The 25,900-nt window shown below is 58.5% G+C and carries 29 protein-coding genes, 3 tRNA genes and 1 pseudogene; 12 read left to right on the top strand and 21 right to left on the bottom strand.

Translation table 11 applies throughout. The features are described 5' to 3' along the window. Nucleotides 1–56: 56 nt before the first annotated feature. From tig to KGB23_RS08355, 4 genes are all read right to left on the bottom strand, one after another. The gene (tig, locus tag KGB23_RS08340; protein ID WP_046047576.1) at nt 57–1,367 is read right to left on the bottom strand and encodes a trigger factor; all 1,311 of its coding nucleotides are present in this window, start codon (nt 1,365–1,367) and stop codon (nt 57–59) included. Nucleotides 1,368–1,789: 422 nt separating this feature from the next. Continuing rightward, nucleotides 1,790–1,874: transfer RNA gene (locus KGB23_RS08345), tRNA-Leu, on the bottom strand. A 54-nt stretch (nt 1,875–1,928) separates the two neighbouring features. Then, a tRNA-His gene (locus KGB23_RS08350) sits at nt 1,929–2,004 on the bottom strand. A gap of 40 nt (nt 2,005–2,044) precedes the next feature. Then, nucleotides 2,045–2,121: transfer RNA gene (locus KGB23_RS08355), tRNA-Arg, on the bottom strand. 279 nt (nt 2,122–2,400) lie between these two features. Between KGB23_RS08355 and folD the strand changes: the two genes are divergently transcribed. The 3 genes from folD (at nt 2,401) to pbpG (ending at nt 5,374) form a co-directional block, all read left to right on the top strand. After that, complete coding sequence (folD, locus tag KGB23_RS08360) at nt 2,401–3,255, top strand: bifunctional methylenetetrahydrofolate dehydrogenase/methenyltetrahydrofolate cyclohydrolase FolD (protein WP_008148421.1); 855 nt, start codon at nt 2,401–2,403, stop codon at nt 3,253–3,255. A gap of 204 nt (nt 3,256–3,459) precedes the next feature. Beyond that, nucleotides 3,460–4,260: a methanethiol S-methyltransferase gene (mddA, locus tag KGB23_RS08365; protein ID WP_223430639.1), complete on the top strand. Its 801-nt coding sequence runs from the start codon at nt 3,460–3,462 to the stop codon at nt 4,258–4,260. Between the two features lie 175 nt (nt 4,261–4,435). Next, on the top strand, nt 4,436–5,374 hold the full coding sequence (gene pbpG / locus KGB23_RS08370) for a D-alanyl-D-alanine endopeptidase (protein WP_150656386.1): 939 nt from the start codon (nt 4,436–4,438) through the stop codon (nt 5,372–5,374). Nucleotides 5,375–5,429: 55 nt separating this feature from the next. Here pbpG and KGB23_RS08375 read toward each other — a convergent pair whose 3' ends face one another. From KGB23_RS08375 to KGB23_RS08385, 3 genes and pseudogenes are all read right to left on the bottom strand, one after another. Then, nucleotides 5,430–5,645 (bottom strand): hypothetical protein, encoded by a 216-nt coding sequence (locus KGB23_RS08375; protein ID WP_223430641.1) that lies wholly within the window; start codon nt 5,643–5,645, stop codon nt 5,430–5,432. A 17-nt stretch (nt 5,646–5,662) separates the two neighbouring features. After that, a complete protein-coding gene (locus KGB23_RS08380) occupies nt 5,663–5,869 on the bottom strand; it encodes a DUF6021 family protein (RefSeq protein ID WP_027925384.1) in 207 nt (68 codons plus the stop codon). A gap of 94 nt (nt 5,870–5,963) precedes the next feature. Next, nucleotides 5,964–6,693 (bottom strand): annotated as a pseudogene (locus KGB23_RS08385) (peptidase C39 family protein). Between the two features lie 167 nt (nt 6,694–6,860). On the opposite strand from KGB23_RS08385, the gene KGB23_RS08390 reads away from it, so the two are divergent. Continuing rightward, a complete protein-coding gene (locus tag KGB23_RS08390) occupies nt 6,861–7,028 on the top strand; it encodes a hypothetical protein (protein ID WP_165934015.1) in 168 nt (55 codons plus the stop codon). Nucleotides 7,029–7,105: 77 nt separating this feature from the next. On the opposite strand, the gene KGB23_RS08395 is transcribed toward KGB23_RS08390, so the two are convergent. Continuing rightward, entirely contained in the window at nt 7,106–7,855 is a 750-nt protein-coding gene (locus KGB23_RS08395) for a TerC family protein (protein ID WP_046054156.1), read from the bottom strand. 28 nt (nt 7,856–7,883) lie between these two features. Then, nucleotides 7,884–8,126 (bottom strand): hypothetical protein, encoded by a 243-nt coding sequence (locus KGB23_RS08400; protein ID WP_223430645.1) that lies wholly within the window; start codon nt 8,124–8,126, stop codon nt 7,884–7,886. A 134-nt stretch (nt 8,127–8,260) separates the two neighbouring features. Between KGB23_RS08400 and nhaR the strand changes: the two genes are divergently transcribed. Continuing rightward, nucleotides 8,261–9,160: a transcriptional activator NhaR gene (gene nhaR, locus KGB23_RS08405; protein WP_095128880.1), complete on the top strand. Its 900-nt coding sequence runs from the start codon at nt 8,261–8,263 to the stop codon at nt 9,158–9,160. A gap of 4 nt (nt 9,161–9,164) precedes the next feature. Here nhaR and KGB23_RS08410 read toward each other — a convergent pair whose 3' ends face one another. Next, complete coding sequence (locus tag KGB23_RS08410) at nt 9,165–10,319, bottom strand: MFS transporter (RefSeq protein WP_223430647.1); 1,155 nt, start codon at nt 10,317–10,319, stop codon at nt 9,165–9,167. Nucleotides 10,320–10,599: 280 nt separating this feature from the next. Between KGB23_RS08410 and sstT the strand changes: the two genes are divergently transcribed. Continuing rightward, nucleotides 10,600–11,832 (top strand): serine/threonine transporter SstT, encoded by a 1,233-nt coding sequence (gene sstT / locus KGB23_RS08415; RefSeq protein ID WP_223430648.1) that lies wholly within the window; start codon nt 10,600–10,602, stop codon nt 11,830–11,832. Nucleotides 11,833–11,906: 74 nt separating this feature from the next. On the opposite strand, the gene KGB23_RS08420 is transcribed toward sstT, so the two are convergent. From KGB23_RS08420 to KGB23_RS08440, 5 genes are read right to left on the bottom strand one after another with little or no spacing between them, the layout of a single operon-like run. Continuing rightward, on the bottom strand, nt 11,907–12,416 hold the full coding sequence (locus tag KGB23_RS08420) for a DUF1993 family protein (protein WP_008148402.1): 510 nt from the start codon (nt 12,414–12,416) through the stop codon (nt 11,907–11,909). A 39-nt stretch (nt 12,417–12,455) separates the two neighbouring features. Continuing rightward, nucleotides 12,456–13,976 carry an ArnT family glycosyltransferase gene (locus KGB23_RS08425; protein ID WP_223430649.1) on the bottom strand — a complete coding sequence of 507 codons (1,521 nt, stop codon included), beginning with the start codon at nt 13,974–13,976 and terminating at the stop codon, nt 12,456–12,458. Between the two features lie 3 nt (nt 13,977–13,979). After that, complete coding sequence (locus KGB23_RS08430) at nt 13,980–14,258, bottom strand: lipid-A-disaccharide synthase N-terminal domain-containing protein (protein WP_076028031.1); 279 nt, start codon at nt 14,256–14,258, stop codon at nt 13,980–13,982. Further along, nucleotides 14,255–14,995, bottom strand: a complete 741-nt coding sequence (locus tag KGB23_RS08435; protein ID WP_223430650.1) for a glycosyltransferase family 2 protein — start codon at nt 14,993–14,995, stop codon at nt 14,255–14,257. Before KGB23_RS08435 ends, KGB23_RS08430 begins: the two co-directional genes overlap by 4 nt. A 46-nt stretch (nt 14,996–15,041) precedes the next feature. Next, nucleotides 15,042–16,019, bottom strand: coding sequence for an NAD-dependent epimerase (locus tag KGB23_RS08440; RefSeq protein WP_223430651.1), 978 nt, complete (start codon nt 16,017–16,019; stop codon nt 15,042–15,044). A gap of 310 nt (nt 16,020–16,329) precedes the next feature. On the opposite strand from KGB23_RS08440, the gene KGB23_RS08445 reads away from it, so the two are divergent. Continuing rightward, nucleotides 16,330–16,977 (top strand): YceH family protein, encoded by a 648-nt coding sequence (locus KGB23_RS08445; protein WP_074878482.1) that lies wholly within the window; start codon nt 16,330–16,332, stop codon nt 16,975–16,977. 60 nt (nt 16,978–17,037) lie between these two features. On the opposite strand, the gene KGB23_RS08450 is transcribed toward KGB23_RS08445, so the two are convergent. Both KGB23_RS08450 and KGB23_RS08455 read right to left on the bottom strand, forming a co-directional pair. After that, a complete protein-coding gene (locus tag KGB23_RS08450) occupies nt 17,038–17,556 on the bottom strand; it encodes a cupin domain-containing protein (protein WP_150656395.1) in 519 nt (172 codons plus the stop codon). A 12-nt stretch (nt 17,557–17,568) separates the two neighbouring features. Then, nucleotides 17,569–18,420, bottom strand: coding sequence for a shikimate 5-dehydrogenase (locus KGB23_RS08455; protein ID WP_223430652.1), 852 nt, complete (start codon nt 18,418–18,420; stop codon nt 17,569–17,571). A 245-nt stretch (nt 18,421–18,665) separates the two neighbouring features. Here KGB23_RS08455 and KGB23_RS08460 point away from each other — a divergent pair, with 245 nt between their 5' ends. The 3 genes from KGB23_RS08460 to KGB23_RS08470 all read left to right on the top strand — a co-directional run bounded on the left by KGB23_RS08460 (nt 18,666) and on the right by KGB23_RS08470 (nt 19,750). After that, complete coding sequence (locus tag KGB23_RS08460; protein WP_223430653.1) at nt 18,666–19,037, top strand: hypothetical protein; 372 nt, start codon at nt 18,666–18,668, stop codon at nt 19,035–19,037. Nucleotides 19,038–19,272: 235 nt separating this feature from the next. Continuing rightward, complete coding sequence (locus KGB23_RS08465; RefSeq protein WP_003179723.1) at nt 19,273–19,467, top strand: hypothetical protein; 195 nt, start codon at nt 19,273–19,275, stop codon at nt 19,465–19,467. 100 nt (nt 19,468–19,567) lie between these two features. After that, a complete protein-coding gene (locus KGB23_RS08470; protein ID WP_223430654.1) occupies nt 19,568–19,750 on the top strand; it encodes a hypothetical protein in 183 nt (60 codons plus the stop codon). Here KGB23_RS08470 and KGB23_RS08475 read toward each other — a convergent pair. Continuing rightward, nucleotides 19,747–20,808, bottom strand: a complete 1,062-nt coding sequence (locus KGB23_RS08475; RefSeq protein WP_223430655.1) for an AI-2E family transporter — start codon at nt 20,806–20,808, stop codon at nt 19,747–19,749. The genes KGB23_RS08470 and KGB23_RS08475 overlap by 4 nt on opposite strands. Nucleotides 20,809–20,971: 163 nt before the next feature. Between KGB23_RS08475 and yegQ the strand changes: the two genes are divergently transcribed. Then, nucleotides 20,972–22,297 (top strand): tRNA 5-hydroxyuridine modification protein YegQ, encoded by a 1,326-nt coding sequence (gene yegQ, locus KGB23_RS08480; protein ID WP_223430656.1) that lies wholly within the window; start codon nt 20,972–20,974, stop codon nt 22,295–22,297. Nucleotides 22,298–22,478: 181 nt separating this feature from the next. Here yegQ and KGB23_RS08485 read toward each other — a convergent pair whose 3' ends face one another. Beyond that, nucleotides 22,479–23,348 (bottom strand): LysR substrate-binding domain-containing protein, encoded by an 870-nt coding sequence (locus KGB23_RS08485; RefSeq protein WP_223430657.1) that lies wholly within the window; start codon nt 23,346–23,348, stop codon nt 22,479–22,481. A 96-nt stretch (nt 23,349–23,444) separates the two neighbouring features. On the opposite strand from KGB23_RS08485, the gene KGB23_RS08490 reads away from it, so the two are divergent. Further along, nucleotides 23,445–24,356, top strand: a complete 912-nt coding sequence (locus tag KGB23_RS08490) for a DMT family transporter (RefSeq protein WP_223430659.1) — start codon at nt 23,445–23,447, stop codon at nt 24,354–24,356. A gap of 273 nt (nt 24,357–24,629) precedes the next feature. On the opposite strand, the gene KGB23_RS08495 is transcribed toward KGB23_RS08490, so the two are convergent. Both KGB23_RS08495 and KGB23_RS08500 read right to left on the bottom strand, forming a co-directional pair. Beyond that, complete coding sequence (locus KGB23_RS08495) at nt 24,630–24,860, bottom strand: hypothetical protein (protein WP_223430660.1); 231 nt, start codon at nt 24,858–24,860, stop codon at nt 24,630–24,632. A 92-nt stretch (nt 24,861–24,952) separates the two neighbouring features. Beyond that, the gene (locus KGB23_RS08500) at nt 24,953–25,666 is read right to left on the bottom strand and encodes a FadR/GntR family transcriptional regulator (RefSeq protein ID WP_046054181.1); all 714 of its coding nucleotides are present in this window, start codon (nt 25,664–25,666) and stop codon (nt 24,953–24,955) included. Between the last annotated feature and the right edge of the window lie 234 nt (nt 25,667–25,900).

Genomic DNA, 25,900 nt, shown 5'->3' on the forward strand with positions numbered 1-25,900 from the left:
CGCATAAGCCAGCACGAAGGCTGGCTTATGGTGTGTACTTCTTACCGCAAAAACGATCAGTCGGCTTGTGGAGCTTCTACCGGCTTGACTGCTTCTTCGTAAGAGACCGATTTGTCGGTCACGCTAGCTTTCTGCAGAACAGTATCCACAACTTGTTCTTCCAGCACAACCGAACGGACTTCGTTCAGTTGCTGGTCGTTCTTGTAGTACCAGGACACAACCTGCTCAGGCTCTTGGTAAGCCGAAGCCATTTCCTGAATCATTTCACGAACGCGGGCTTCGTCAGGCTTGAGGTCGAATTGCTTGACCACTTCAGCCACGATCAGACCCAGCACAACGCGGCGCTTGGCTTGCTCTTCGAACAGCTCGGCCGGCAGTTGCTCAGGCTTGATGTTGCCACCGAACTGCTGAACAGCCTGCACGCGCAGACGGTCAACTTCGTTGGACAGCAGAGCCTTAGGCACTTCGATCGGGTTGGTGGCCAGCAGACCGTCCATTACCTGATTCTTGACCTTGGATTTGATCGCCTGACGCAGTTCACGCTCCATGTTCTTGCGAACTTCGGTGCGAAAGCCTTCCAGGCCAGTTTCCTTGATGCCGAATTGAGCGAAGAATTCTTCGGTCAGTTCTGGCAGTTTTGGCTCGGAAACAGTGTTCACGGTCACGGTGAACTCAGCGGTTTTGCCTGCCAGGTCGAGGTTCTGATAGTCCTCTGGGAAGGTCAGGTTCAGAACGCGCTCTTCGCCGGCTTTAGCGCCAACCAGACCGTCTTCAAAACCAGGGATCATGCGGCCGGAACCCAGAACCAGCTGAGTACCTTTGGCGGAACCGCCAGCGAACACTTCGCCGTCGACCTTGCCAACGAAATCGATGTTCAGCTGGTCTTCGTTTTGAGCAGCGCGATCGGCCACTTCGAAACGGGTGTTCTGCTTGCGCAGCACTTCCAGCATTTTGTCCAGATCGGCATCAGCCACGTCAGCGCTCAGGCGCTCAACCGCGATACCTTCGAAACCGGCAACGGTGAACTCAGGGAACACTTCGAAAATCGCGACGTATTCCAGGTCTTTGCCAGCTTCCAGCGATTTCGGCTCGATCGAAGGAGCGCCAGCCGGGTTCAGCTTCTGCTCTACAACAGCTTCGTAGAAAGAAGACTGGATCACGTCGCCAACAGCTTCCTGACGTGCATCAGCACCGAAACGGCGCTTGATTTCACTCATTGGCACTTTGCCTGGACGGAAGCCAGCAATCTTGGCCTTTTGGGCAGTCTGCTGCAGACGCTTGTTGACCTGAGTCTCGATGCGCTCAGCCGGCACGGTGATGCTCATGCGGCGCTCAAGAGCAGAAGTATTTTCAACAGAAACTTGCATGGATATTCCTCGTTGCACAGACGTTAGCCGGCCGTTTCCGACCCCAGAATCAAGGGCATGCATTCTAGTGGGTCAAACTCAAGAAGTCACCCTACTGAAAACGGGTAAAAAAGCAGCAGGCAATTTATAGGCGGGGACAAACGGTTGTGCCTCGCCCTGTTAGCAAATACAGCCAATCATGCCAGGGCTCTGCACCAATCCTTCTATATATAGAAGGCATCGGCAATCCATCCCTGACAGTCGACCCCACAAGGGGACCAACGGGCGAATCAGCATCATCGAGAAACATAAATCCGACGATCCGAGCCACCCTCTCGACCCAGAACCTGCGGCCGCTTTGAAAATTCAGACTTCTAAAACAAAAAAAGCGCAGCCCTTTTCAGGTGCTGCGCCGTTTTCTGCTATTAAATAGCTACTTGTAATGGTGCGGACGGAGAGACTCGAACTCTCACACCTTGCGGCGCTGGAACCTAAATCCAGTGTGTCTACCAATTCCACCACATCCGCATCAAGCTTTTAAAGCAAAGGCGCCAGACTGTTAATCTGGCGCCTTTCTAAATATGGGGTGGACGAAGGGGATCGAACCCTCGACAACGGGAGTCACAATCCCGTGCTCTACCAACTGAGCTACGCCCACCATATTGCCATGTTGCGTTACTTGTGCCAAAGCTGCCTAATGGCGCACCCGGCAGGACTCGAACCTGCGACCATCCGCTTAGAAGGCGGATGCTCTATCCAGCTGAGCTACGGGCGCCTTGTTAATCTGTATTCTTGGACGATTACAAACTAAGTGCTTTCAGCCTCACCGAATTAAACATCAACTCTGCTCGACCTTCTTAACCAGTGCTAGGCTGTGCCCGACAAGTGCGACGAATGTTATAGGTGACCCAGAAGGTCGTCAACTCTTTTTTAAAAAAAATTCATTTAATTAAAGGGGTTAGGGGAATTTGCAGACCAAGCGCCTTTGCCCTCACCTCATGACATGCGAGAATGCGTTCTCTTTTTTTCCCCTCTCGATGGTTAATCACGCGCAATGACTGCACAACTAATCGACGGCAAATCGATCGCCGCCAGCCTGCGCCAGCAGATCGCCAAACGCGTCAACGAGCGTCGCCAGCAAGGTCTGCGCACGCCCGGCCTCGCGGTGATCCTGGTCGGCAGCGATCCTGCCTCTCAGGTTTATGTCTCGCACAAGCGTAAAGACTGTGAAGAGGTCGGCTTCATTTCCCAAGCCTACGACCTGCCTTCCGAAACCACTCAAGAAGCGCTGACCGATCTGATCGATCGCCTGAACGACGACCCGGCGATTGATGGCGTTCTGCTTCAGCTTCCTCTACCTGAACACCTGGACGCCTCCAAATTGCTGGAACGCATTCGTCCAGACAAGGACGTCGACGGTTTCCACCCTTATAACGTAGGCCGCCTCGCCCAGCGTATTCCGCTGCTGCGTCCGTGCACCCCTAAAGGCATCATGACGCTGCTGGAAAGCACCGGTGTCGATCTCTACGGGATGGACGCAGTGGTTGTCGGGGCCTCCAACATTGTTGGCCGCCCGATGGCAATGGAATTGCTGCTGGCCGGCTGCACCGTGACCGTCACCCACCGCTTCACCAAGGATCTGGCAGGCCACGTCGGTCGCGCCGATCTGGTGGTGGTCGCCGCCGGCAAGCCGGGGCTGGTAAAGGGTGAGTGGATCAAGGAAGGTGCGATCGTGATCGACGTCGGCATCAACCGCCAGGAAGACGGCAAACTGGTCGGTGACGTGATCTACGACACCGCCCTGCCCCGCGCCGGCTGGATCACTCCAGTCCCGGGTGGTGTTGGCCCGATGACCCGTGCCTGCCTGCTGGAAAATACGCTGTACGCAGCCGAAACACTGCACAGCTGATTCCACCGGCTACGCCGAACATACAAGAAACCCCGCCGCTGGTGGGGTTTCTTGTTTTCAGCCATGGAACAAGTAATACCTCTGAAGGACTTCCAGACAGAGCAACAGCGAAAGCCTTAAATCGCCCTAGACTGATTATCGAAACATCCCATAAACCGTAGACGCGAATCGGGAAGTACGCGCGACGCTGAAAAGGCATCATCTATGAACCCCCGCGGCCTGACTCAACATCGCTTTTTCGTTTTCACTGGAAAACTCGCTGGCCTGCTTTACAGCCTCTTCTGTTACCTGTGTTTTCTGCTCACCGCGCTTTACCTGACGGGTTTTCTCTCAGGCATCGGAGTGCCCAAAGACATTAACTCCGGCTCCAGCCTCGACTGGCCCGTGGCTGCCCTCGTCGACACCTTGCTGATTACGCTGTTTGCCGTACAGCACAGCGGCATGGCGCGAAAACGCTTCAAGCGCTGGTGGACCCGGTTCGTCCCGCCCCCCATCGAGCGGGCGACCTATGTATTGTCGACGTGCCTGCCGCTCGCGCTGCTGTTCTGGCTATGGCAACCCATGGAAACGCCCATCTGGCGCGTAACGTCTGTATGGGGCCACGGATTACTCATGGCTTTATTTTGGCTGGGCCTGGGCCTGGTCGTGCTCGCAACGTTCCTGATCAGCCATTTCGAACTGTTCGGCATAAAGCAGGCACTCAACGCCTTTTACCCCGCCAGACCCGAGAACCCCGCCTTTAAAACCCCTTTACTCTACAAGCTGGTTCGCCACCCGATGTACTTGGGGTTTGTGATGGTGTTCTGGGCGACTCCCGACATGACAGCCGGACATCTACTGTTTGCGCTGCTCAACACTCTCTACATCCTGATTGGGGTGCATTTTGAAGAGAAAGATCTGGTGGATCTGTTTGGGGAGCAATACCGACGCTATCAGCAGAACGTCGCAATGCTGCTTCCTCTGACCAAACGCAAACCCGACCCGCGGCGCAACGATCAAAAGTAAGTCAATCCGGCGCCTGCTCACCAAGGGCAGGCATCAAAAACATTAAATTTTTTTTCATATAATGCTCTCGCCATACGGGCGCCTAGCGCTTTCGTAGCTCATACTCCTAAAATGCGTCGTTTTTAAGAAACAGCCCGTAACAAAACGGCATATCCACCCTTATGAGTTCGCCAGCGTGAAAATCCGTCTTTCCATCCTGAGCCTTTTTTTTGCATTTACAGGGACTTTCACCACGCCGATGGTCAACGCTGCCGACACCACTTCGGCGCCGCGAGATACCTCAACACTGAAGATCGCTTCCGGCAGCGCATTGCTGATGGATCTGCAGACCAACAAAGTCATCTATGCCAGCAATCCTGACGTGGTTGTGCCGATCGCTTCCGTCAGCAAACTGATGACCGGCCTGGTCGTGGTTGAAGCCAGGCAGAACATGGACGAATACATCTCCATCAACATCAGCGACACCCCGGAAATGAAAGGTGTGTTTTCCCGGGTGAAACTCAACAGCGAAATGCCGCGCAAGGAAATGCTGCTGATTGCCCTGATGTCCTCGGAAAACCGCGCCGCAGCGAGCCTGGCCCATCACTATCCGGGTGGCTACGTCGCATTCATTGCCGCCATGAATGCCAAAGCTAAAGCACTGGGCATGACCAGCACGCACTTCGTCGAACCCACCGGCCTCTCCCCTCGCAACGTGTCCACGGCTCGCGACTTGAGCAAACTACTGATCGCTGCGCACAAGTACCCACTGTTGACTGAGCTAAGTACCACCAAGGAAAAAACCGTCTCGTTCCGTAAACCCAACTACAGCCTGGGTTTCCGTAATACCGACCATTTGGTCAACAAGCCGAACTGGGACATCAAGCTGACGAAAACCGGCTTCACCAACGAGGCCGGCCACTGCCTGGTGCTGGTCACCAGCATGGGCAATCGCCCGGTTGCGCTGGTCATCCTCGATGCTTTCGGCAAATACACACACTTTGCCGATGCCAGCCGTATTCGCAGCTGGGTGGAAACCGGCCAAGGCACGAAAGTGCCGTCTGTAGCCTTGCAGTACAAATCCGACAAGAACCTCAAGCATCGTCAGAGCGGCGTGGTTGAAGCGTCGAAATAACTAAACGACAAGTAAAAGAAAGCCCCGATTATTCGGGGCTTTTTTTCGTCCGGCGTCAGTCATTCGGTAGCGGCATCTGGTCGTCATCCGGAATGCCGTCCCCGGCGCTCGGGTCTTTCCAGCCCTGTGGATGCTCCGTCGGCACGACCACGGGCCTGGCCAAAGGATCCCTTAGCGGGCTGTCCGGATCCATCACGGGGTCGATGTCCTTTTCGGGGGTGGTTGGAACACTGTCCGGACGTTTGTCGTCGAAACTCGAATCGGTAGACATACGCACCTCATTCAGGCTCAGGGTTTCAGATCGGCGAGTGGATCGTAAGGCTTCGCGGGAGCCTTGGGATTGTCGCCCGGCTTCACATCCCTGGGCGCCTTGGCAGGTCCGATGGGGTCGACCTGAGGATCGGCGAGGTCCGGCGAATCGGGATCGAAGCCCAACTCATCACCCGAAGAATGTTCAGACGAGTGCGGGCCGACGGGGGTAGTGGAATGGGCCATGGGCGCCTCCTTTGAGTCTGGCCCGAAGAAATCCGGGCCCTACTTCTTTAGAGGTCGGCAAAGTGTAAGGGTGCCCGACAGATGACGAACGGACTTATTGCGCGTTCAGCGCTTTCTTCGCTCTGGCGGCCGCTTGCTCCTGACCTGCCTGGGCAAGGTCGCTCGCTGCCTTGAGCCATCGTTGTTGATCGACATTGGCCGGCAGTTGATTCGGCTTCTGAATCAGCACGGCCCAGCCACCGGCATCCTTGAGCGCCGATTCAAACGAACCGAAGCCCATCAACTCCCGACGATTCATGCCCGAGCGCAGCAGCACTGTCTGCTTCTGACGGTTGTACCCGGCAAGGATGGCGTAACGCGGTTCAGCCCAGAACGCCGAGCCTTCCGTGAAACGCACCATCACCGGGTAACCGGCCGCCACCTGGGTCAACAGTGCAGGCAGATTGCTGTCGAGGGGATAGACGACCATGCCGTACTCGCGAGCGAGGTTCTGCATGTTCTGCTGCAACCGGGCTTCGGCACCCGGCAAATGCAACGGTTTTTCGAGCAAACCCGGGGTAATCACAATGCCTTGCCGGGACAACATGCTGGCCAGCACTTGCGGCCCACTCTGATTCGCCACGCCACGGTAGAACGTGCCACTGAGTTCGACTCGCTCCGGCAGGCGCTTGATTTCAGGCGCCACACTCCCCGCGCAACCAGCCAGACCTGCAACGCAGCCAACGACCAGCACTAAAGATCGAATTCGAGAAAATACCCGCACCATCATCACTCTCTTGATTTAGACGCCAGGTATTTGCGCTCCCGGCTTGGCCGTCGATCATAGGACGCCGCGCGGCGGCGGTATAGCCTTAACCGGCAGATGATGGCATTCGATAGAGCGAACTGATTGGTGACCGCCGACCTTTGGTCAATGGCCTGAAACATGGCAGCGACTAGACTGTCATGTGCAAAGAGTGTGTGCCCGCAGCAGGGCGAAGAGGAGGCACTGATGAGCCTGACAATGACCATTGTGATGTTGATTTCTGGCTGGCTCGCCGTTGCCGCCGCCATGTTATGGGGAGTCCTGCGCATTACCCGCCGGCACCATCATCCGGCTCAGTCGACGCCGGTGGCGAAACCCGATAAAACCGCTGAACAGCACGCTACCGCGCACTGACCGACACCCTTATGTACCCAAACAAAAACGGCCGCCTGGCTCTTTCGAGCACAGGCGGCCGTTTCGTTTAACGCAGGTTAAGCTTCAGCGGCAATACGCTTCTGCTTTGCCCGTCGCGACATCATGTTCAAACCCTCGATCGTTGCCGAGAACGCCATCGCCGCATACACGTAGCCTTTCGGTACATGAGCACCGAAGCCTTCGGCGATCAGCGTCATGCCGATCATGATCAGGAAGCCCAGCGCCAGCATCACCACCGTCGGGTTGTCGTTGATGAACTTGGCCAGAGGATCAGCCGCCAGCAACATCACCAGTACCGACACCACCACCGCGATGATCATGATCGGCAAATGCTCGGTCATGCCGACAGCGGTAATGATGCTGTCGATGGAGAACACCATGTCCAGCAGCAGGATCTGACCGATCGCGGCAGCGAAGCCCAGGGTCACGGTCGAGGTGGCCGACGTCGGATCATCCGGCGCCGGGTCCATGCTGTGATGGATCTCGGTGGTCGCCTTCCACAACAGGAACAGGCCGCCGGCAATCAGGATCATGTCCTTCCAGGAGAACGTCTGGCCGAAGATATCGATCACAGGCTCAGTCAACTGGACGATGAACGCGATGGTACTCAACAGCGCCAGTCGCAGGATCAGCGCCATGCCGATACCAATGCGCCGCGCCTTCTGCCGGTGCTGCTCGGGCAGTTTATTGGTCAAAATCGAAATGAAGATCAGGTTATCGATGCCGAGCACGATTTCCATGACGATCAACGTGGCCAGGGCAACCCAGGCGGTGGGGCTTGCAGCAAGTTCTAAAAGGTATTCCATGGGTCAGTCCTGACTCTTTTAAGACGGTTTAGATTTCCTGGGACGAAGATTCGGTTTTGTCCGTTTCTTTGGCCGATTGCTCTTTCTTGCTGATCAGCCCGCCAGTGGCGTCACTGATTGCCTGCTCTGCGGCTTTGTGGGTGTCGTCGATGGCTTGTTTGGCGGTTTCGGCAGCCTTGCCCATCAGTTGTTGAGCGCTTTTTTCGGCCTGGTCACAACCGGCCAATACCAGTAAAGACGTGATCAACAGTGCCGTGGCTTTAAGCTTCATGATGCTTTCCTCGATAGAACAGACAGGGCGAAAAGGCCACCCGTCGATAGCGGGGCATTCTAGGGAGGCAAACACTTCAGGAAAATTCGTATTTTTAGCTGTTATACTTCGGTTTTAACGAACTATAGGTCGCCATGCTCAACTATCGACAGCTGCATTACTTCTGGGTGGTGGCCAAGACCGGCAGCATCGTGCGCGCCTGCGAGCAGCTGAACCTGACACCCCAGACCATCAGCGGGCAGATTTCCCTGCTCGAACAAACCTATGGCATCGAGCTGTTTCGCCGGGTCGGCCGGCAGCTGGAACTCACCGAAGCCGGGCGTCAGACCCTGCCCTACGCCGAGCAAATGTTCCAGTTGGGCGGCGAACTGGAGCTGATGCTGCGAGCACAGCCCAACGAACAGCAGATTCTGTTTCGGGTAGGTGTGGCCGACGTGGTGCCCAAATCCATCGTCTATCGACTGATTGCGCCGACCATGGAATTGAGCGAGCCGCTGCGCATCACCTGTCGCGAAGACAAACTGGAACGCCTGCTTGCCGATCTGGCGATCCAGCGCCTGGATCTGGTCATCTCCGACAGCCCGATGCCTTCGCACCTGGACATCAAGGGCTACAGCCAGAAACTCGGGGAATGCGGGATCAGCTTCTTCGCCACGGCTGAACTGGCGGCGCAGTACGGTCAGGATTTTCCCCGCAGCCTGCACGGCGCACCGCTACTGATTCCAGGGCCGGAGACCGTGGTGCGCAGTCGCTTGCAGCGCTGGTTTGCCGAGCAGCAGATCCAGCCGCGCATCGTCGGCGAGTTCGACGACAGCGCCTTGATGCAGGCGTTCGGCCAATCCGGCAGCGGGATCTTCATCGGCCCGAGCGTGATTGCCGATGAAGTGATACGCCAATACGGCGTGGAATTGATTGGCCAGACCGACGCGGTGACCGAGTCGTTCTACGCCATTTCGGTGGAACGCAAGGTCAAGCACCCCGGCATTGTCGCCATTACCGAAGGTGCCCGACGCGAGCTGTTCACCGAGCTGTGAGGTGTCAGGCGCAGACTTCGCGGGGCTTGAAGGTCATCAACGCGATGGCCAAGAGGATCGAGGCGAGGATAAAAGCGGCCGCCGCGAAACCAAGACCTTGCAGGCCTACACCGTCGATGACCCTACCGCCGATCATGGCGCCCAGGCCTATCCCGAGGTTAGCCCCGGCAATGTTCAGCGATGCCGCGAACGCCGGCGCTTCGGGTGCAGCCTTCATCAATCGCACATGGCTGACCAGGAACAACGCCGCCTGAGTCACCCCCCAAATTCCCATCGCCGCAGCCAGACCCAGCGGCGAATGAATGTTCGGCACCAACGCCACCAGGCCGGCGATCATGAACGCGCAGAACATCATCGAGGCGATCAACGGATGACGATCCACCGCGCGGCCGCCCAGTGAGTTGCCGATCAGCCCGACTGCGCCGAAGCCCATCAGGCACCAGCCGACCACCGTGCCGTTGAAACCGGCCAGTCGCTCAAGAATGTCCGCCAGATAGGTGTAAGCGGTAAACATGCCGCTAAACACCAGGATCGACAGCAGCACATGCCCCACCATCAGCGGGCTGCGCAGGATTCTGAACTGCGAGCGAAAGCTCACCTGATGCTGATGCAGATTGGTTTTCGGCAGGTAGATAAACAGCAGCAACGCCTTGGCAAACGCGATCACCGCCAGAATGCCGAAGGCACTGCGCCAGCCGAACGCATCGGAGATCAGTGTGCCCACCGGAATGCCGAACACCGTGGCGCAGACAATGCCGAAACCAATCTTGGCGATGGCGCGACCGGCGTAGTCCGGGCCGACAATGTCCACCGCGGTTTCACTGGCCAGCGCCCAGAACACCGGCAACCCCAACGCGGGGATCAACCGGGCGACGGCCATCACCCAGATGTTCGGGGCAAACGCCGCGAGGGTGTTGGCCAGGCCGAACATGATCAGCACCGAGATGAACAATTTGCGGCGCTCGAACCTTGCGAACCAGGCGGTCAGGAACGGCCCGAATGCGGCGACCGTGAAGGCGAACAAGGTCACCAGCAAACCCGCCTGGGGGATGCTGACTTCAAGGTCTCGAGCGATCGCCGGCAACAGGCCGACGATGATGAATTCCGTGGTCAGCACCGTGAAACCGGCGGCAGACAACAGAAGGATGGGCAACAGCATGCAGAACTCCAGAAAACGACGACACCAGCGATAGCCCGAAGGCCCACTGGCATGACTTGAAAATGAGGATGGCGAATCTTAACAGAGTGTTTCCGATCAGGGTTGCACGAACCTGCCGATCTCGTTGCCCCCTCGGGCGGCAGATCGTCACAGGTCTGAAGGATGAAGACCACGCTGTGATAAAGTCCGCGCCCTGCGATACGTACACCCTGTTCATCGGCCATTGATTGGCATTGATGTCGCGATACCCCGCACCTAAAAAAATCAGAGATGCCGTTTTATGACCGCTTCATCCCCTTCGCTATGGTTACGCCTGCAACGCTTAAGCCTGGTCACACAAATCATCATCGGCCTGATCGCCGGGATTGCCCTGGCCCTGTTCGCGCCGGAGGTGGCGAAGTCCACTGCGTTTATCGGCAAAGTCTTCGTTTCGGCGCTTAAAGCTGTCGCGCCGATTCTGGTGTTCGTGCTGGTCATGGCCTCGATTGCCAACCATAAGCACGGCCAGGAAACCCACATCCGGCCGATTCTGTTTCTGTATCTGCTGGGGACTTTCGCGGCGGCGGTGGTGGCCGTTGTCGCCAGTACGTTGTTCCCGTCGAGCCTGGTATTGGCCACTCACGACGTTGCGGTCACTGCGCCGGGCGGTATCAGTGAAGTGCTGCAAAGTCTGCTGTTGAGCGTGGTCGACAACCCAGTCAGCGCGCTGATGAATGCCAATTTCATCGGCATTCTGGCGTGGGCGATTGGCATGGGCGTTGCCATTCGCCATGCCGGTGACACCACTCGCGAGGTGCTCGGTGACTTGTCTAACGGCGTGACCCTGATCGTGCGATTGGTGATTCGTTTTGCGCCGCTGGGCATTTTCGGTCTGGTGGCTTCGACCCTCGCCACCTCCGGTTTCGGTGCCTTGATCGGCTATGTGCATCTGCTGGCGGTGTTGCTGGGCTGCATGCTGTTTGTGGCGCTGGTGATGAACCCGGTCATCGTGTTCTGGAAGCTGCGTCGCAACCCGTATCCACTGGTGATCACGTGCTTGCGCGAAAGCGGTATCACTGCGTTTTTCACCCGCAGCTCGGCGGCGAACATTCCGGTCAATCTGGAATTGAGCAAGCGCCTGGGCCTGCACGAAGACACCTACTCGGTCTCGATCCCGCTGGGCGCGACCATCAACATGGCCGGTGCGGCGATCACCATTACCGTCCTGACCCTGGCGGCCGTGCATACGCTGGGCATCACCGTGGACATTCCGACCGCCATCCTGCTGAGCGTCGTCGCGGCGATCTGTGCCTGTGGCGCTTCGGGCGTGGCGGGCGGCTCGTTGCTGTTGATTCCACTGGCGTGCAGCCTGTTTGGCATTCCCAGCGAAATCGCCATGCAGGTGGTGGCGGTCGGTTTCATTATCGGGGTGTTGCAGGACTCGGCGGAGACCGCGCTGAATTCTTCCACTGATGTGCTGTTTACCGCCGCCGCTTGCCTGGGTGAAGACGAGAAGGCTCAGCGTCTGGCGTAACAAAGATCTTTTGATTCACAAAAAAAAGCCCGCCAAGGTGCGAACCTTGGCGGGCTTTTTTATATCCGGGAGGTTTAGAACGCGCCCATGTAATCGCGCTTGCCCACTTCCACCCCGTTGTGACGCAGCAGTGCGTAGGTGGTGGTGACGTGGAAGAAGAATTGCGGCAGACCGTAGCTCAGCAGGTAAGCCTGGCCAGTGAAGCGCTTCTCTTTCGGCGTGCCCTGACGGGTGATGATTTCGATGCCTTCCTTGCCGTCGATCTGTTCCGGTTTGATCTCTCCGATGAAGGCCAGCACTTTGGCGATCAACGCTTGCAGCTCGGCGAAGGTGGTTTCGGTGTCGTCGTATTTCGGCAGTTCAACTTCGGCCAGACGCGCGGAAACGCCCTTGGCGAAATCAACGGCGATCTGCACCTGACGAACCAACGGGAACATGTCCGGGTACAGACGGGCTTGCAGGAAAGCATTCGGGTCGATGTTCTTGGCGGTGGCGTGGGCTTCGGCCTTGTTCAAAACATCGCTCAGGGCGTTGAGCATTTGTTTGAAAACCGGGACGGAAGCGGCGTACAGGGAAATAGTCATGGCAGTCTCGTGTGGTGACAGGAGGGAAACGTGGGGCGATTATAGCCATGCGCGGTCCCAGGTGAAGCGATAGATATTGGCTGGCTGTCCTGGATGACAACGGCCGTTATCGGCATCGGCACCGACGATCGACCATTGCGCGCGCGAGGTTTCGCCCAACTCATGGGCGGCCTGAGGGTTAAAACACCGGCTCAGCAGTTCATCTGGCACCAAGGCGTACGCCTGACGGTGTTCGCGCAGCCATTGAGCGGCCTGCTCAACCGTCGAGCCGATCATCCCGAAATGCACGATCGGCTGTCGGGCGAACAACCAGTGACCCTCGCGCCAGTTGACCAGCACCAGGTCTGCGCCCTGGGTCATCGCCGCTGCTTGCGCCATCAGCGCCTCGTGGGGATTGGGTCCGTCCTTGACCGGGTCGATGAAACCGCGAGCGAACCACAACGTGAACCACGTGACGGCCACCACCTGGAATACCCGCCGACCGCGCGGGCGCTTGCTGAACCAACGCTTGAGCAGCCACGGAATCAGCGGTGCGGCAACCAGCACCAGCCCAGGCAACGCCGGATAGATGTACAACTTGCGTTTGCCACTGCTCAGGCAGAAGAACAGTACGACCAGTACGACCCAACCCAGCAGCACCAGCACTCGACCGTCGCGCTTGCGCAACTGCCTGCGCCAGGCGGGCACCAGCCACGGCAAGGCCAGCACCAACGGCAACCAGTATTGCGGGATGACGTTGACGAAAAAGTACCAGAACGGTTCTCGGTGATCCCACGCGGCGGCATAGCGCCCCGCTGTCTGGCGCAGCAGAATTTCCCGTGCGTAGGCGATTTCGTCAGCGGCGCCATTGAATGCGATAGACACCGCCAAGGGCAGTAGCCAGATCGCGACGGCGCCAAGCACCAGCAAAAACCCCAGGCACCACTTGCGCGCCTCACCCGGCATGGCCACCACGCCAGGCCAGCCTTTGCGCACCGCGTAGGCATACGGAATCAGCATCAACGCCGGGACGAAGCCGACCCCTTTAGTGATCACGCCAATGCCCATGGCCGCGCAACCCACGTAGAACCAACGCCAGGCGGGCCCGAGCAGCAAGTGACGGGCCAGGCCGTACAGGCCCAGAGAGGTGAACAAAATCAGAAAACTGTCGATCTGACCGGTCCGCAGAATGCTGTACGTCTGATACGTGGCCAGGTACAACAGCGCTGCTGTTCGTCCGGCCCGCTGATTCCACAACCGACGACCCAGGTCGTAGAGGATGGCCGTGACCGATGTGGCCGACAAAAGCCCCGGAATATAAAGGGCAAGGGCGGGCATTCCGGTGATCCAGGTGAAAAACGCCACCGTCCACATGAAAATCGGTGGCTTATCGCCGTAGATCTCGGCAGCTCGGTGCGGAATCAGCCATGAGCCGTTGTGCAGCATCTCCAGCGCAACGCCGAGGAATCGCTCCTCGTCGACATTCTGCGGCTGACGCAGCCCGAACCCGGCGCCAACCAATAAAAGAGCAAGCAACATCAGCCCCAGGCATTCGACGCTGGGTGACAGGGTTCGGCGCACGGTTCAGTCCTTCAAGGTTTTGCTGCGGGCAATCAATTGCAGGTTGCGCAAATAGACGATGGAGCCGAACGCCTGACCGGCGATGAAAACCGGGTCCTGTCGGTAGATGGCGTAAGCGAACAGCAGCGCGCTGCCGACGATGCTCAGGTACCAGAAGCTCACCGGAATTACGCTGCGTTTCTTGTATTCGCTGTACAGCCACTGCAGGACAAAGCGACCGGTGAAGGCGATCTGGCCACTGAAACCGACCACCAGCCACAGGGTTTCGCGGGACAGGTTCATCCTTCGATCTCCCGCGCATGGGCATGCAGACGCGTACGCCTGATCAGCCACCAGACACCGATCAGATCGAGAATGCCCACCAGCGCGCGGTCGAGGTTTCCGTATTTGGATACCCCGGCCGTGCGAGGCCGATGGTTGACCGGGTGGGTGATCATCCGGCCGTTATGCCGCTGGATCAGCGCAGGAATGAACCGGTGCATGTGGTCGAAGTACGGCAAGCGCAGAAACGCCGCCCGCTGTATCAATTTCAGCCCGCAGCCAGTGTCCGGCGTCTGGTCCTTGAGCATCCGGCTGCGCAACCCGTTGGCAAACCGCGAGGCCCAACGCTTGCTCGCGGTATCGCGACGGTTGACCCGGTGCCCAGCCACCAATTGAAGGTCGACTCGGCCCTGTTCACTGCGCACTAATGCCAGCATGCCGGGGATATCCGCCGGGTCGTTCTGACCGTCGCCATCGAGCGTGGCCAGCCATTGGCCCCGGGCGGCGAGCGCCGCATGGTAGAGCGAAGTGCTCTGCCCCAGCGAACGCTCATGGCGCAGGATACGCAACGTGCTCAGGCCGCTGTGCCGGGTCTGCCGCAGTTCCTGCAAGGAGGTGTCAGTACTGCCATCGTCCACAACGATGATTTCATAGGCCTCATCGGCCAGTGCGATACGGATTTCTTCGAGCAGCGATGTCAGATTGCTCGCCTCGTTCTTTGCCGGAATCAGCACGGATACAAATATGTCTTGGCTCATAGAGGCCCCTATTACCCTGGATTTTTTATTATCAAAGGCCAACGTTTCATCTCTGATAAAAGTGGCGGTACCACTTCACAAATTCCGCGACGCCGGCCTCAACCGTCACTTGAGGACGGAAATCGACCCACTGCGCCAATGCCGACACATCCGCCCAGGTCTTGACCACATCGCCAGCCTGCAGCGGCAGGAAGTTGCGCCGGGCTTCCCTGTCCAGTGCCGACTCCAGACACTCGACGAAATCCAGCAGCGCCACCGGCGTGCCGCGCCCGATGTTGAAGATCCGGTTGGCGCCATCGCCAGGTCCGTCCGATAACGGCGGTCTTGGGCGCAATCGGGCAATGCTTTCGACGATGTCGTCGATGTAGGTGAAGTCGCGCGACATCTGGCCTTGGTTGTAGAGGTCAATCGGCCTGCCGTTGAGAATCGCTTCGGTAAATTTGAACAGCGCCATGTCGGGGCGCCCCCAAGGTCCGTAAACGGTAAAAAAACGCAGGCCGCTGGCCTTCAGTCCATACAGATGGCAATAGCTGTGGGCCATCAGCTCGTTGGCACGCTTACTGGCGGCATACAACGAAATCGGATGATCGACGGGGTCTTCGACGCTGAACGGCATTTTGCTGTTGGTGCCGTACACCGAACTGCTCGATGCATAAATCAGATGCTCGGGGCGGTGGTGCCGGCAGGCTTCCAGCACATTCAGAAAGCCAACCAGGTTCGATTGCGCATACACGTCCGGGTTGTCCAGCGAGTAGCGAACGCCCGCCTGGGCAGCCAGATGGATAACCTCTGTGAAGCCGTGATCCTTGAACAATGCCATCAAGGCCGGTTTGTCGACGATATCCAGCGTCTGGAAATGAAAGCCCGACAAGGACTTCAGCTCCTCAAGCCGTGCGTGTTTGAGTTCCACGCTGTAGTAGTCGTTGAGATTATCGATACCGACCACCTCAAGACCTTCCTGACACAAGCGCTTGACCGTGTGATACCCGATGAAACCGGCGGCGCCGGTGACCAGTACGGTCATAGCGGGCGCGCGCCGATCAGCGCATTATTGCGGGTCGATACCCACGTCAGCTTCATGCCTTGCTCCACTGCACAATTAATAAGGCCGGTGACGTCGTCGATAGGAATTTTCGCCGTACCCGTCATAAGCCGCAGTCATCTGCAGCCCTGCATACGGTGCACGTCTGATTGTTAAGATGGCGTAACAGATTGATTTAGGTTTTGTGACCATTGCCAAGGTACGGCGACGAATTCAGTTGCCATTGGCACACGTCAATTTAAAGTGCATGCCAGCAGGAGAACATCATGAACCCGGGAAGGAATGCAGAATCATGAGTACTGAGCAAGAAACGACCTTCGACGAGCCGCGACTCAACAGCACCGAAATCCGCATTCTGGGTTCGTTGATCGAAAAACAGGCCACCAGCCCGGAAACCTATCCGCTGACCCTCAATGCGCTGGTGATTGCCTGCAACCAGAAAACCAGCCGCGAGCCGGTGATGAACCTGACACAGGGTCAGGTCGGCCAAAGCCTGCGCGCCCTCGAAGGACGCGGCTTTACCAAGCTGGTGATGGGCAGTCGTGCGGATCGCTGGGAACACAAGGTCGACAAGGCACTGGAACTGGTGCCGGCTCAGGTCATTCTTGCGGGGCTGCTATTCCTGCGCGGTCCGCAAACGGTCAATGAACTGCTGACCCGCAGCGGCCGCATGCATGACTTCGAAGATGCCGAGCAGGTGGTGCATCAACTGGAACGCTTGATCGCTCGCGGTCTGGCGCTGTTGATTCCACGCCAGGCCGGTCAGCGTGAAGACCGCTACATGCACGCCTTGGGCGACCCGGCGGACATCGAAGTGATCCTGGCGGCACGGCAGAACCCGACCGAGCGTGGCGCGGGTGGCGGCGTATCGGTTGAGCGGATCGAAGAGCTTGAGGCGCGAATTGCAGCGCTGGAAGAGCGACTGGCCCGCCTCGAATAAACCAGCAACGCAAAAATCAATGTGGGAGCGAGGTTGCTCCCACATTAGGTTGCGGTGCTTCTACTCGCCGTCCCAATAATCCACGCCGTCCGCCGGCCTGGCGACGGCGACGAAGCCCGAGGCATTGCCCTCGGCGTCGACCTTGAAGTCGTCCATCACCGCATACTTGCCGGAATCCGGGTACTCGCAAATCTCGGGTGATTGTTGGGTGCTGACCGCCAGGTAGCGCAGCTCACCCTTGCTGGTGTTGATGATCTGGTGCGCGGTTTCAGGGCCGCCCGGCGGGCAGGCAATGACATCACCGGCGCGAACGGGAAAGCGCTCGGCGCCCAAGCGAATCTCCCCTTCCCCGGCCACGATGTAAAACATCTCCTCGTTGACCCGATGACTGTGAAACGGGCTGCCACGCATCCCCGGTTCCAGCGCGTACAGACGATAACCCAGCTTCTGCGCACCCAGTTGCTGGCCGATGCGCGCCTGCCGTTGCTGATAGCGGTCGGCGGTGTCTCCCGTAGGGGCAAACGCTTCGGGCAGCGGCTCAAGTTTGGCCTGGTCCAGATTAAGAATGGCAGGATGCATGAGTCACCTCAGTCACGGTTTCGCTTGCTGGGCAGCAGGGGAGCCAAGGTCACTTCGGGCAAATTCCACGGCTTTGTGAAACTGCTCATCGGTCGGCCGCACGCCGGTGTACAACACGAACTGCTCCAGCGCCTGGATCGCGATCACTTCCAGCCCGGTGATCACTCGCTTGCCTTCAGCACGAGCGCGCACAATCAACGGTGTTTCCGAGGGGACTGCCACGACATCGAAGACAGTCTCGGCAGCAGCGATGGTTTCAACATCGAACGCCAGCTGATCGGCCTCGGGGCCGGACATGCCAATCGGTGTGACGTTGATCAGCATCTGCGGCCGCTCCGAGCCCAGCTCCGCTTGCCATCGATAGCCCAGCGATTCGGCCAATGCACGTCCGGAACGCTCGTTACGGGCGACGATCAGGCCATTTTTGTAGCCACCATCGCGCAAGGCACTGGCCACCGCCTTGGCCATGCCGCCGCTGCCGCGCAGGGCAAAGGTCAATGCCTTCGGCACCTGGTGGGTGTCAAGCAACTGGGCGATCGCGATGTAGTCGGTGTTGTAAGCCTTGAGATGGCCGTTAGTATTAACGATAGTGTTGATCGATTGAATGGCCGCAGCGGAGGGGTCCAGTTCATCGACCAGCGCAATGCACGCCTCCTTGAACGGCATCGACACACCGCAACCACGAATCCCCAAGGCGCGAATGCCGCCAACGGCGCCCGGCAGATCCTGACTGCTGAAGGCCTTATAGTAAAAATTCAGGTCCAGTTGCTCATACAGATGATTGTGAAACCGCAAACCGAAGTTCCCGGGACGTGCGGAAAGCGACATGCACAGCTGGGTGTCTCTGTTGGGGTTCATCTGCATGAAAAATCTCCTTGAATAGCACTTTCAGATGGACGGGATTAGCCAATCCATCGGGTCTGATCGATCATAACGGTGTGTCTGCACGCGGCCTCACTGAACCGTAAAGAAGTCAGTACAGACCTTACACAAAATTTACCTAACGGCTGTGCTGATTTTGAAAAAAACGCTGTCTTAGAAGTATCCCCGCGACAATCCTTGGGTCTATTGCAGACACAAGCGCAGGGGCGAAGAACCGAGGAACTATCATGATCCGTAAAATCCCCACAGTAGCCTTGCTGATCGGTGCTCTTGCTATCGCAGGGCAGGCAGAGGCTGGCGGCGGTCACGGCGGTCACGGTTGGGAGGGGCCGGCGGTATTTGGCGCGATCGTTGGCACGGCCATCGTCGGTTCGGCCATCATCAACAGCAACCGGCCGGTCTATGTACAGCAACCGGTTTACGCTCCACCACAACCGGTTTACTACGGCCCGCCACCGGTTTATTACCAGCCGGCACCGGTCTACGTGCAACAACCGGTCTATTACGGCCCGCCGCCGGTTTACTACGGCCCGCCACGTGGTTATTACGGTCCACCGCGTGGTTACTACGGCCCTCCCCGCGGCTATGGCCGCTGGTAACGGAATCATCAGGCCCCGCCTCAACAGCGGGGCCTTTTTTGTGACCGTCCGTCGGCAGAGGTCTGGATAAATCTCGCCAAGGTCGCTGTCGGGACAGTCTTTGCGGTGCAAGTTGGCAAGATTGACTCGCCATCCTTCCCCCGCTTTGGGGAAAACGGTCATATTTATGTCATGTCGGGTCCGCAATCTTGGATCTGTCCGTTAACAACAGGTTGATAAAAACAAGGACGACCTCATGCCCACGCAAAACCCGCACCGCATTGTCGGCTTGTGCACTTCCAGCAAGGTGTACAACGCACTGACCGAACTCAAGCACCTGGAAGGCCATCGCAGCGCCAAGTTTCTTTCGCTGCTGGCAGAAAACCTGGTGCGAAAAGGCCTGCTCAACGAGCAGGAAGTGGTTCATATGCTGGATCTGGTGGTCGACTGAAGCGAAGCCTCACTGGCATCAATGACGACTATCGAAAGCGTTGATTGTCCGTTCAAGCGCCCGATCCGTAAGGTAGCTCCACAGATTGATGGAGGTACTTATGTCCCAGGTTCAGATCATGTCCGTTATCGGCAGCGCCGTTCCCGCACCGCTTAGAGAGCTAGGATTGCTCGCCTGTTGGTACCTGGTGCAGGACGGCGAACCGATCAGCGGTCCGCTCACCTCGCTGCCGGCCGCCCAGGCACTGTCGCAACGCATCAGCCAAGGCCATATCAGCGCTTAAGGCAGCTGCACCCGCGGCTTGGTTTCAATGAAGATGGCCCAGCTCGACATAAACAGCGCGGCGATCAGCGGCCCGATCACAAAGCCATTGAGGCCGAAGATCGCCAGACCGCCAAGGGTCGAGATCAGGATCAGATAGTCCGGCATCTTGGTATCCTTGCCCACCAGGATCGGTCGCAGCACGTTATCCACCAGGCCGATCACAAAAATCCCGAACAGCGCCAGCACAACGCCCTCCCAGATCGCCCCGGCGAACAGGAAAAACGCCGCCACCGGTGCCCAGACAATCCCCGCCCCCACCGCTGGCAACAGCGACAGAACCGCCATCAGCACCGCCCAGAGGAACGCGCTCGGAATATCCAGAAACCAGAACATCAACCCGCCCAATACGCCCTGCGTGATCGCCACCAGCAGGTTGCCCTTCACCGTGGCGCGCACCACGCGATTGAACTTGAGTTGCAAACGGCGTTTCTGGTTGTCCTGCAGCGGCACGGCAGCGCGCACTTTGCGGGCCAGTTCGGCGCCGTCCCGCAGAAAGAAGAACAGCAGGTAGAGCATGGTGAAAAAGCTCACCACAAAGTCGAACGTGCCTTGGCCAAAACTGAAAGCCTTCGAGGCGATAAACTCATTGCCAGTCACCGCGCTCTTGATGATTTTCTCCCGCAGCCCGTCCAGCTCGCCAACCCCGGCCCGATCGAGCAAGTGCTGGAAGTACGGCGGCAGGCTGTGTTTGAAATGTGTCACGTACCCGGCGATGTCCAGTTCGCCGCTTTCGATGCGGTGGTAGACCGCGGCCCCTTCTTGAACCAGCAAAATGCTCAGGATGATGACCGGCAGAATCGCGCTCACCAGACAGATGCTCAGGGTGAGCAGCGACGTCAGATTGCGCTCCCAGCCGAACTTCAGTTGCAGTCGTCGGTGCAGGGGCGCGAAGAGGATGCCGAGGATCACTGCCCAGAACACCGCGCCGTAAAACGGCAGCAAAATCCAGATGAAAGCGGCGGTGACCAGCCCCAGCAAGATCACCTGTGATTTGTTTTGTACTGTCTCTTCGTTCATGTCCGATCCATGTCAGTCCGCAAGGACACAAAGTCGCGCCCTGATGCTTAGTCCGCCACGGTTCGCGCGAGTGCCATCCGTTTGTTCATCAAGCATAGATCCAGATCAATGAACCCCGCGGGCAAGCCGCTTATTCTCGGCGGCTTTTGTGACCGACTCTGCCATGACTCTCCTGCCTCCAGAACTGCTCGCCCCCGCCGGCACCCTGAAAAACATGCGATACGCCTTCGCCTACGGCGCCGATGCGGTGTACGCCGGTCAGCCGCGCTACAGCCTGCGGGTGCGCAATAACGAATTCGATCACGCCAATCTGGCCCTCGGCATTCACGAGGCCCAGGCTCAGGGCAAGCGCTTCTACGTAGTGGTGAACATCGCCCCGCACAACGCCAAACTGAAAACCTTCCTCAAGGATCTGGAACCGGTGATTGCCATGGCGCCGGATGCGCTGATCATGTCCGATCCAGGCCTGATCATGCTGGTTCGCCGGCATTTCCCGCAGATGCCGATTCACTTGTCGGTGCAGGCCAACACGGTGAACTGGGCCAGTGTCGAGTTCTGGCAGCAACAAGGCTTGAGCCGGATCATCCTGTCGCGGGAACTGTCCCTGGAAGAAATCGCCGAAATCCGCCAGCAAGTCCCGGCCATGGAGCTGGAGGTGTTCGTCCACGGTGCCTTGTGCATGGCCTATTCCGGTCGCTGCCTGTTGTCGGGTTACATGAACAAGCGCGACGCCAATCAGGGCAGCTGCACCAATGCCTGTCGCTGGAAATACTCGGCGCAAGAGGCCACAGAAAATCAGCTCGGCGAGATCGTGCAGACCTTCCAGCCGGAACCGACCTTGGGCATCGGCGCTCCGACCGATCAGGTGTTCCTGTTGCAGGAAGCCAACCGGCCCCACGAACTGATGCCCGCCTTCGAAGACGAGCACGGCACTTACATCATGAACGCCAAGGACCTGCGCGCGGTGCAGCATGTCGAGCGCCTGACGCAGATGGGCGTGCACTCACTGAAAATCGAGGGCCGGACCAAATCCCACTTTTATTGTGCACGGACCACTCAGGTTTACCGCCGGGCGATCGACGACGCAGTGGCCGGTCGCGCGTTCGACCGCGGTCTGATGACGGATCTGGAATCCCTCGCCCAGCGCGGCTACACCGAAGGTTTTCTGCGTCGGCACGTGCATGACGAATACCAGAACTACCAGCACGGCAGTTCGGTGTCGGAGCGGCAGCAGTTTGTCGGCGAGCTGACCGGCGAGCGGCGTGACCGGATGGCGGAGGTCAAGGTGAAGAATCGATTTGGTCTGGGCGACCATATGGAACTGATGACGCCCAAGGGCAACTTCCAATTCGACTTGCATGAGCTGCAAAACGTTAAAGGCGAGCCGATCGAGGTGGCGCCGGGGGATGGGCATACGGTGTACCTGCCGATTCCGGATGCGGTGGATTTGCGGTTTGGGTTGTTGATGCGGGATGTGGGCACAGTTTAGATCCCCCCTCACCCTAACCCTCTCCCAGAGGTAGAGGGGACTGACCGAGTAGTTCTTAGAGCTACATCGACCTGAAATTCCGGGTCGAACTCAGGTTTGAAAGGCTTGAAGATCAGCCCCCTTTCCCCCTCTCCCCGCTGGGGAGAGGGCTGGGGTGAGGGGTGTTTTTCAGCTTCACCACCTATCCCGGCAAAAACTCCTCCCGCAACATCCCCACAAACGCTTCCCGCGCCGGGTGAACCCCGGCGTTTTCATGCCAGTAAAACAGGTTGTCGATCGCCGTCAGCTCGGGGAACTCATACCCCGCACAACCCGCCCCCTTGGCGTACTGATCAAACACGCCTTTTGGCACCAGCGCGACACCCGCCCCGGCACTGACGCAACCGACAATCGCCCCGTAACTGGCCAGGCTGACGATCTGCAACGCCTGCCCCTGCCGCAGCAACCAATGTTCCAGCGCCGCCCGGTAGGGACAGCCCTGAGGCCACATGAACACGGTCTTGTCCTGCAAATCCGCGATGTCACGCACCGGCCCCAGGGACGTCGAGGCAATCAGCAGCAGCTCCTCGCGGTACATTGGCGTGCGCTTGAGGTGTGGGCGCTCGACATCCACCGCGACGATCGCGCCGTCGAGCCGGTGATTGAGTGTGTCGTCGAGCAATTGGCTCCAGGTGCCGGTGGTCAGTTCCAGCGCAACGCCGGGGAAACGTTTGTGGAATTTCGCCAGCAAACGCGGCAATCGCCCGGTCGCCGACGACTCGATGGCGCCAATGCGCAACGGCCCGGACGGCTCGGCCGAAGGGTCCACCGCGCGTTTGGCTTCCGCCGTCAGGGCGAGAATTTTCGAGGCATACGCCAGAAACGTCTGCCCCGCCGGGCTGATTCGCAGCCCTCGGCCCTCGCGCAGAAACAGCGCGACTCCCAGCTCCACTTCCAGGGATTTGATCCGTGCCGTGATGTTCGACGGCACGCAATGCAACAACTCGGCCGCCCGGGCGATGCTGCCGACCTCGGCGACGGTCTTGAACATGCGTATCTGTGCCAGCTCCATACATCACCCAAAGTGAATAGTTGACGCACTATAAGTCAGTTGTGGTGAACAGTCAGGCTTCTGATACTGGGTGCATCCGCCTACAGGTGCCCGATCATGAAGCCACTCACGCCCTCCCCCGGTTCTCCCGTCAAACTCATCCTGGCCATGGCATTTGTGGTCGGCTGCTGGGGTTATTCACCGACCGGTATTCACATCGGTTTGCAGACCTATGACCCTGGTCATCTGGCCTTGCTGCGGTTTCTGCTGGCGTCGGCATTCATGGCGGTGGTCGCGGTACTCCGGGGTATCAGCCTGCCGAAAATTCGTGACCTGCCGCTGCTGTTCGCGCTCGGTTTCTTTGCCGTGAGCCTGCACCATGTCGCGCTGAACTTCGGCCAGCAAAGTGTCAGCGCCGGCGCCTCCAGTGTGTTGGCGCAATCAACGCCGTTGTTCAGCACGCTGCTGGCGCGCTTCGTCTTCAAGGACCGGGTGAGCGCGTGGCGCTGGGGCTGCGTTCTTCTGGGGTTGATCGGCGTGGTGATTGTGGTGGCCGGTGATCACGGCCTGGGGAGCATCGACACCCATGGTTTGTTGATCCTGCTGGCGGCGGTGTCATGGAGTTTCTACTTTGCCTTGCAGAAGCATCACTCGCGGCGCTACGACGGGCTGACGCTGGTGTGTTACACGGTTTGGTTCGGGACGCTGCTGCTATTGGTTTATCTCCCGGGGCTGGTGAGCCAGGTCATCACCGCTCCGGTTGAAGTGCAGCTTGCGGTCATCGGGCTGGGCATTTTCCCAAGTGCCCTTGCGTATCTCGCCTGGGCCTATGTGCTCACTCATGTGGATTTGAGCCGTGCAACGATGACGCTGTATCTGATTCCACCGACCGCCATGGCGATTGCCTCTTTTGCGCTGGGCGAACGACCGACGTTGATGATCGTTGGGGGAGCACTGGTGGTGCTGGTCAGCGTGTTGGCCTTGAACCTGGAACGCAGACTGGTGATTGCTCGAGTAACCGAGGCCTGATGCAAATCTGTCGTCCACAAAAAACCCGGCGCAATGGCCGTGACACTGTTCACTTAAGCGTGGGCGTCCACATTTGTGGCGAGGGGATTTATCCCCGTTGGGCTGCGAAGCAGCCCCAGCGTCTTTTCAGACAGACTAAGTTGTCTGGATTACGACTGCTTCGCAGCCGAACGGGGTGGTGCGGCATTCCGATAAATCCCCTCGCCACAGGTTCTTGCTCGACTGAAGAATGTCTTAAGTGAACAGCATTAGGCGCAATGGCCGGGTTTCTCTTTATCGCCTGTCATCGGACAGCGGTGTCGGCTCATCTGCCGCAGGCACGTCCTCGGCCGCATCAGGATCCATCCAGTCTTCAGGTCGATCAATATCGGGCTCGGTCGGGTCTCGCGAAGGGTCCATGCCGGGTGGCGCGTCGTGATCCATCTGCGGCTCGTCGGTGCCGGGCAGGGGTCGGGTTGGATCGGTATTGGGCGTTCCACCCTGGAACATCGAATCGTTAGCCATGACGCACCTCACTGATGAGGTCCAGCAAATCTGGGCCGTACTCGTTGGAAGCAGGGCCGCGGATGAGGTGCTATCGAGTAGACAAACGGTGGTCAGCGATCGGCCGAAAACCGGTCGCGGCTGTTGGTCAGGTGCAGCCACATCGCCGCCCGCGCCGCATCTGGATCCTGACGTTTGATGGCGTTGAGAATCGCCTCGTGCTCAAGATTGGCCAGTTGCCCGAGCTTGCTCAAGTCCACTGCGCCGCGCTCGGCGGCATTGACGCGGGTGCGCGGGATCATGGCGCTGCCCAGGTGCTGCATGATTTCGGTGAAGCACACGTTGCCGGTGGCTTCGGCGATCAGCAGGTGGAAGCGCTTGTCGGCTTCGACGCAGCTGTCGTTGTTGGCCAGCAGGCTTTGATAGTCGTCCAGCGCTTCGCGCATCTGCGCCAATTGATGCTCCGTGCGACGGGTTGCCGCCAAAGCGGCGGCCTGGGTTTCCAGGCCCATGCGCAACTCCAGAATGCTGCGCACCCCCAGCGCGGTATCGACGTTCAACCGCAGTCCCTGCTCCGGTGCTCGCTCGATAACAAAGGTGCCGATGCCGTGGCGGGTCTCCACCAACCCTGACGCCTGCAACTTCGAGATCGCCTCGCGCACCACCGTGCGACTGACCCCGTGCTCCTGAACAATCGTGTTCTCGGACGGCAGCTTGTCCCCGGGCAGCATCTGGCCGAGCAAGATGCTCTGGGTCAGTTTGGCGACCAGGTCATGGGCCAGGTTGTGGGTGCGTTTGCGGGCAGGCGCGTCGAGGTCTTCTTGCATGGCGATCATCCGGAAGCAGGGCTACCGGAATCGTAGCACTGCGCCCGACGGGAATCTCAAGAAAACACCGACCAGCTTGTATGACAACACTCAACAAACAGGATATTCGAGACCATCAGAAAGGTCGTGCATCAGCGCAAAAGAATAATAAACGCTCTATAAAGCGCCATTTTGTTGGGCAATCACTCTTGCGGTATGGAAAAATGCAGTTGTATGATGTCTATCAACATCGCA

Source organism: Pseudomonas sp. GL-B-26 (genome assembly GCF_019947405.1).
Taxonomy (GTDB): Bacteria; Pseudomonadota; Gammaproteobacteria; order Pseudomonadales; family Pseudomonadaceae; genus Aquipseudomonas.

What these genes read in the sequence shown, in the direction of transcription:
- tig (WP_046047576.1), bottom strand. Translation starts at nt 1,367, where the DNA reads ATGCAAGTTTCTGTTGAAAATACTTCTGCTCTTGAGCGCCGCATGAGC.
- folD (WP_008148421.1), top strand. Translation starts at nt 2,401, where the DNA reads ATGACTGCACAACTAATCGACGGCAAATCGATCGCCGCCAGCCTGCGC.
- mddA (WP_223430639.1), top strand. Translation starts at nt 3,460, where the DNA reads ATGAACCCCCGCGGCCTGACTCAACATCGCTTTTTCGTTTTCACTGGA.
- KGB23_RS08375 (WP_223430641.1), bottom strand. Translation starts at nt 5,645, where the DNA reads ATGTCTACCGATTCGAGTTTCGACGACAAACGTCCGGACAGTGTTCCA.
- KGB23_RS08380 (WP_027925384.1), bottom strand. Translation starts at nt 5,869, where the DNA reads ATGGCCCATTCCACTACCCCCGTCGGCCCGCACTCGTCTGAACATTCT.
- KGB23_RS08390 (WP_165934015.1), top strand. Translation starts at nt 6,861, where the DNA reads ATGAGCCTGACAATGACCATTGTGATGTTGATTTCTGGCTGGCTCGCC.
- KGB23_RS08395 (WP_046054156.1), bottom strand. Translation starts at nt 7,855, where the DNA reads ATGGAATACCTTTTAGAACTTGCTGCAAGCCCCACCGCCTGGGTTGCC.
- KGB23_RS08400 (WP_223430645.1), bottom strand. Translation starts at nt 8,126, where the DNA reads ATGAAGCTTAAAGCCACGGCACTGTTGATCACGTCTTTACTGGTATTG.
- nhaR (WP_095128880.1), top strand. Translation starts at nt 8,261, where the DNA reads ATGCTCAACTATCGACAGCTGCATTACTTCTGGGTGGTGGCCAAGACC.
- KGB23_RS08410 (WP_223430647.1), bottom strand. Translation starts at nt 10,319, where the DNA reads ATGCTGTTGCCCATCCTTCTGTTGTCTGCCGCCGGTTTCACGGTGCTG.
- sstT (WP_223430648.1), top strand. Translation starts at nt 10,600, where the DNA reads ATGACCGCTTCATCCCCTTCGCTATGGTTACGCCTGCAACGCTTAAGC.
- KGB23_RS08420 (WP_008148402.1), bottom strand. Translation starts at nt 12,416, where the DNA reads ATGACTATTTCCCTGTACGCCGCTTCCGTCCCGGTTTTCAAACAAATG.
- KGB23_RS08430 (WP_076028031.1), bottom strand. Translation starts at nt 14,258, where the DNA reads ATGAACCTGTCCCGCGAAACCCTGTGGCTGGTGGTCGGTTTCAGTGGC.
- KGB23_RS08435 (WP_223430650.1), bottom strand. Translation starts at nt 14,995, where the DNA reads ATGAGCCAAGACATATTTGTATCCGTGCTGATTCCGGCAAAGAACGAG.
- KGB23_RS08440 (WP_223430651.1), bottom strand. Translation starts at nt 16,019, where the DNA reads ATGACCGTACTGGTCACCGGCGCCGCCGGTTTCATCGGGTATCACACG.
- KGB23_RS08445 (WP_074878482.1), top strand. Translation starts at nt 16,330, where the DNA reads ATGAGTACTGAGCAAGAAACGACCTTCGACGAGCCGCGACTCAACAGC.
- KGB23_RS08450 (WP_150656395.1), bottom strand. Translation starts at nt 17,556, where the DNA reads ATGCATCCTGCCATTCTTAATCTGGACCAGGCCAAACTTGAGCCGCTG.
- KGB23_RS08455 (WP_223430652.1), bottom strand. Translation starts at nt 18,420, where the DNA reads ATGCAGATGAACCCCAACAGAGACACCCAGCTGTGCATGTCGCTTTCC.
- KGB23_RS08460 (WP_223430653.1), top strand. Translation starts at nt 18,666, where the DNA reads ATGATCCGTAAAATCCCCACAGTAGCCTTGCTGATCGGTGCTCTTGCT.
- KGB23_RS08465 (WP_003179723.1), top strand. Translation starts at nt 19,273, where the DNA reads ATGCCCACGCAAAACCCGCACCGCATTGTCGGCTTGTGCACTTCCAGC.
- KGB23_RS08470 (WP_223430654.1), top strand. Translation starts at nt 19,568, where the DNA reads ATGTCCCAGGTTCAGATCATGTCCGTTATCGGCAGCGCCGTTCCCGCA.
- KGB23_RS08475 (WP_223430655.1), bottom strand. Translation starts at nt 20,808, where the DNA reads ATGAACGAAGAGACAGTACAAAACAAATCACAGGTGATCTTGCTGGGG.
- yegQ (WP_223430656.1), top strand. Translation starts at nt 20,972, where the DNA reads ATGACTCTCCTGCCTCCAGAACTGCTCGCCCCCGCCGGCACCCTGAAA.
- KGB23_RS08485 (WP_223430657.1), bottom strand. Translation starts at nt 23,348, where the DNA reads ATGGAGCTGGCACAGATACGCATGTTCAAGACCGTCGCCGAGGTCGGC.
- KGB23_RS08490 (WP_223430659.1), top strand. Translation starts at nt 23,445, where the DNA reads ATGAAGCCACTCACGCCCTCCCCCGGTTCTCCCGTCAAACTCATCCTG.
- KGB23_RS08495 (WP_223430660.1), bottom strand. Translation starts at nt 24,860, where the DNA reads ATGGCTAACGATTCGATGTTCCAGGGTGGAACGCCCAATACCGATCCA.
- KGB23_RS08500 (WP_046054181.1), bottom strand. Translation starts at nt 25,666, where the DNA reads ATGCAAGAAGACCTCGACGCGCCTGCCCGCAAACGCACCCACAACCTG.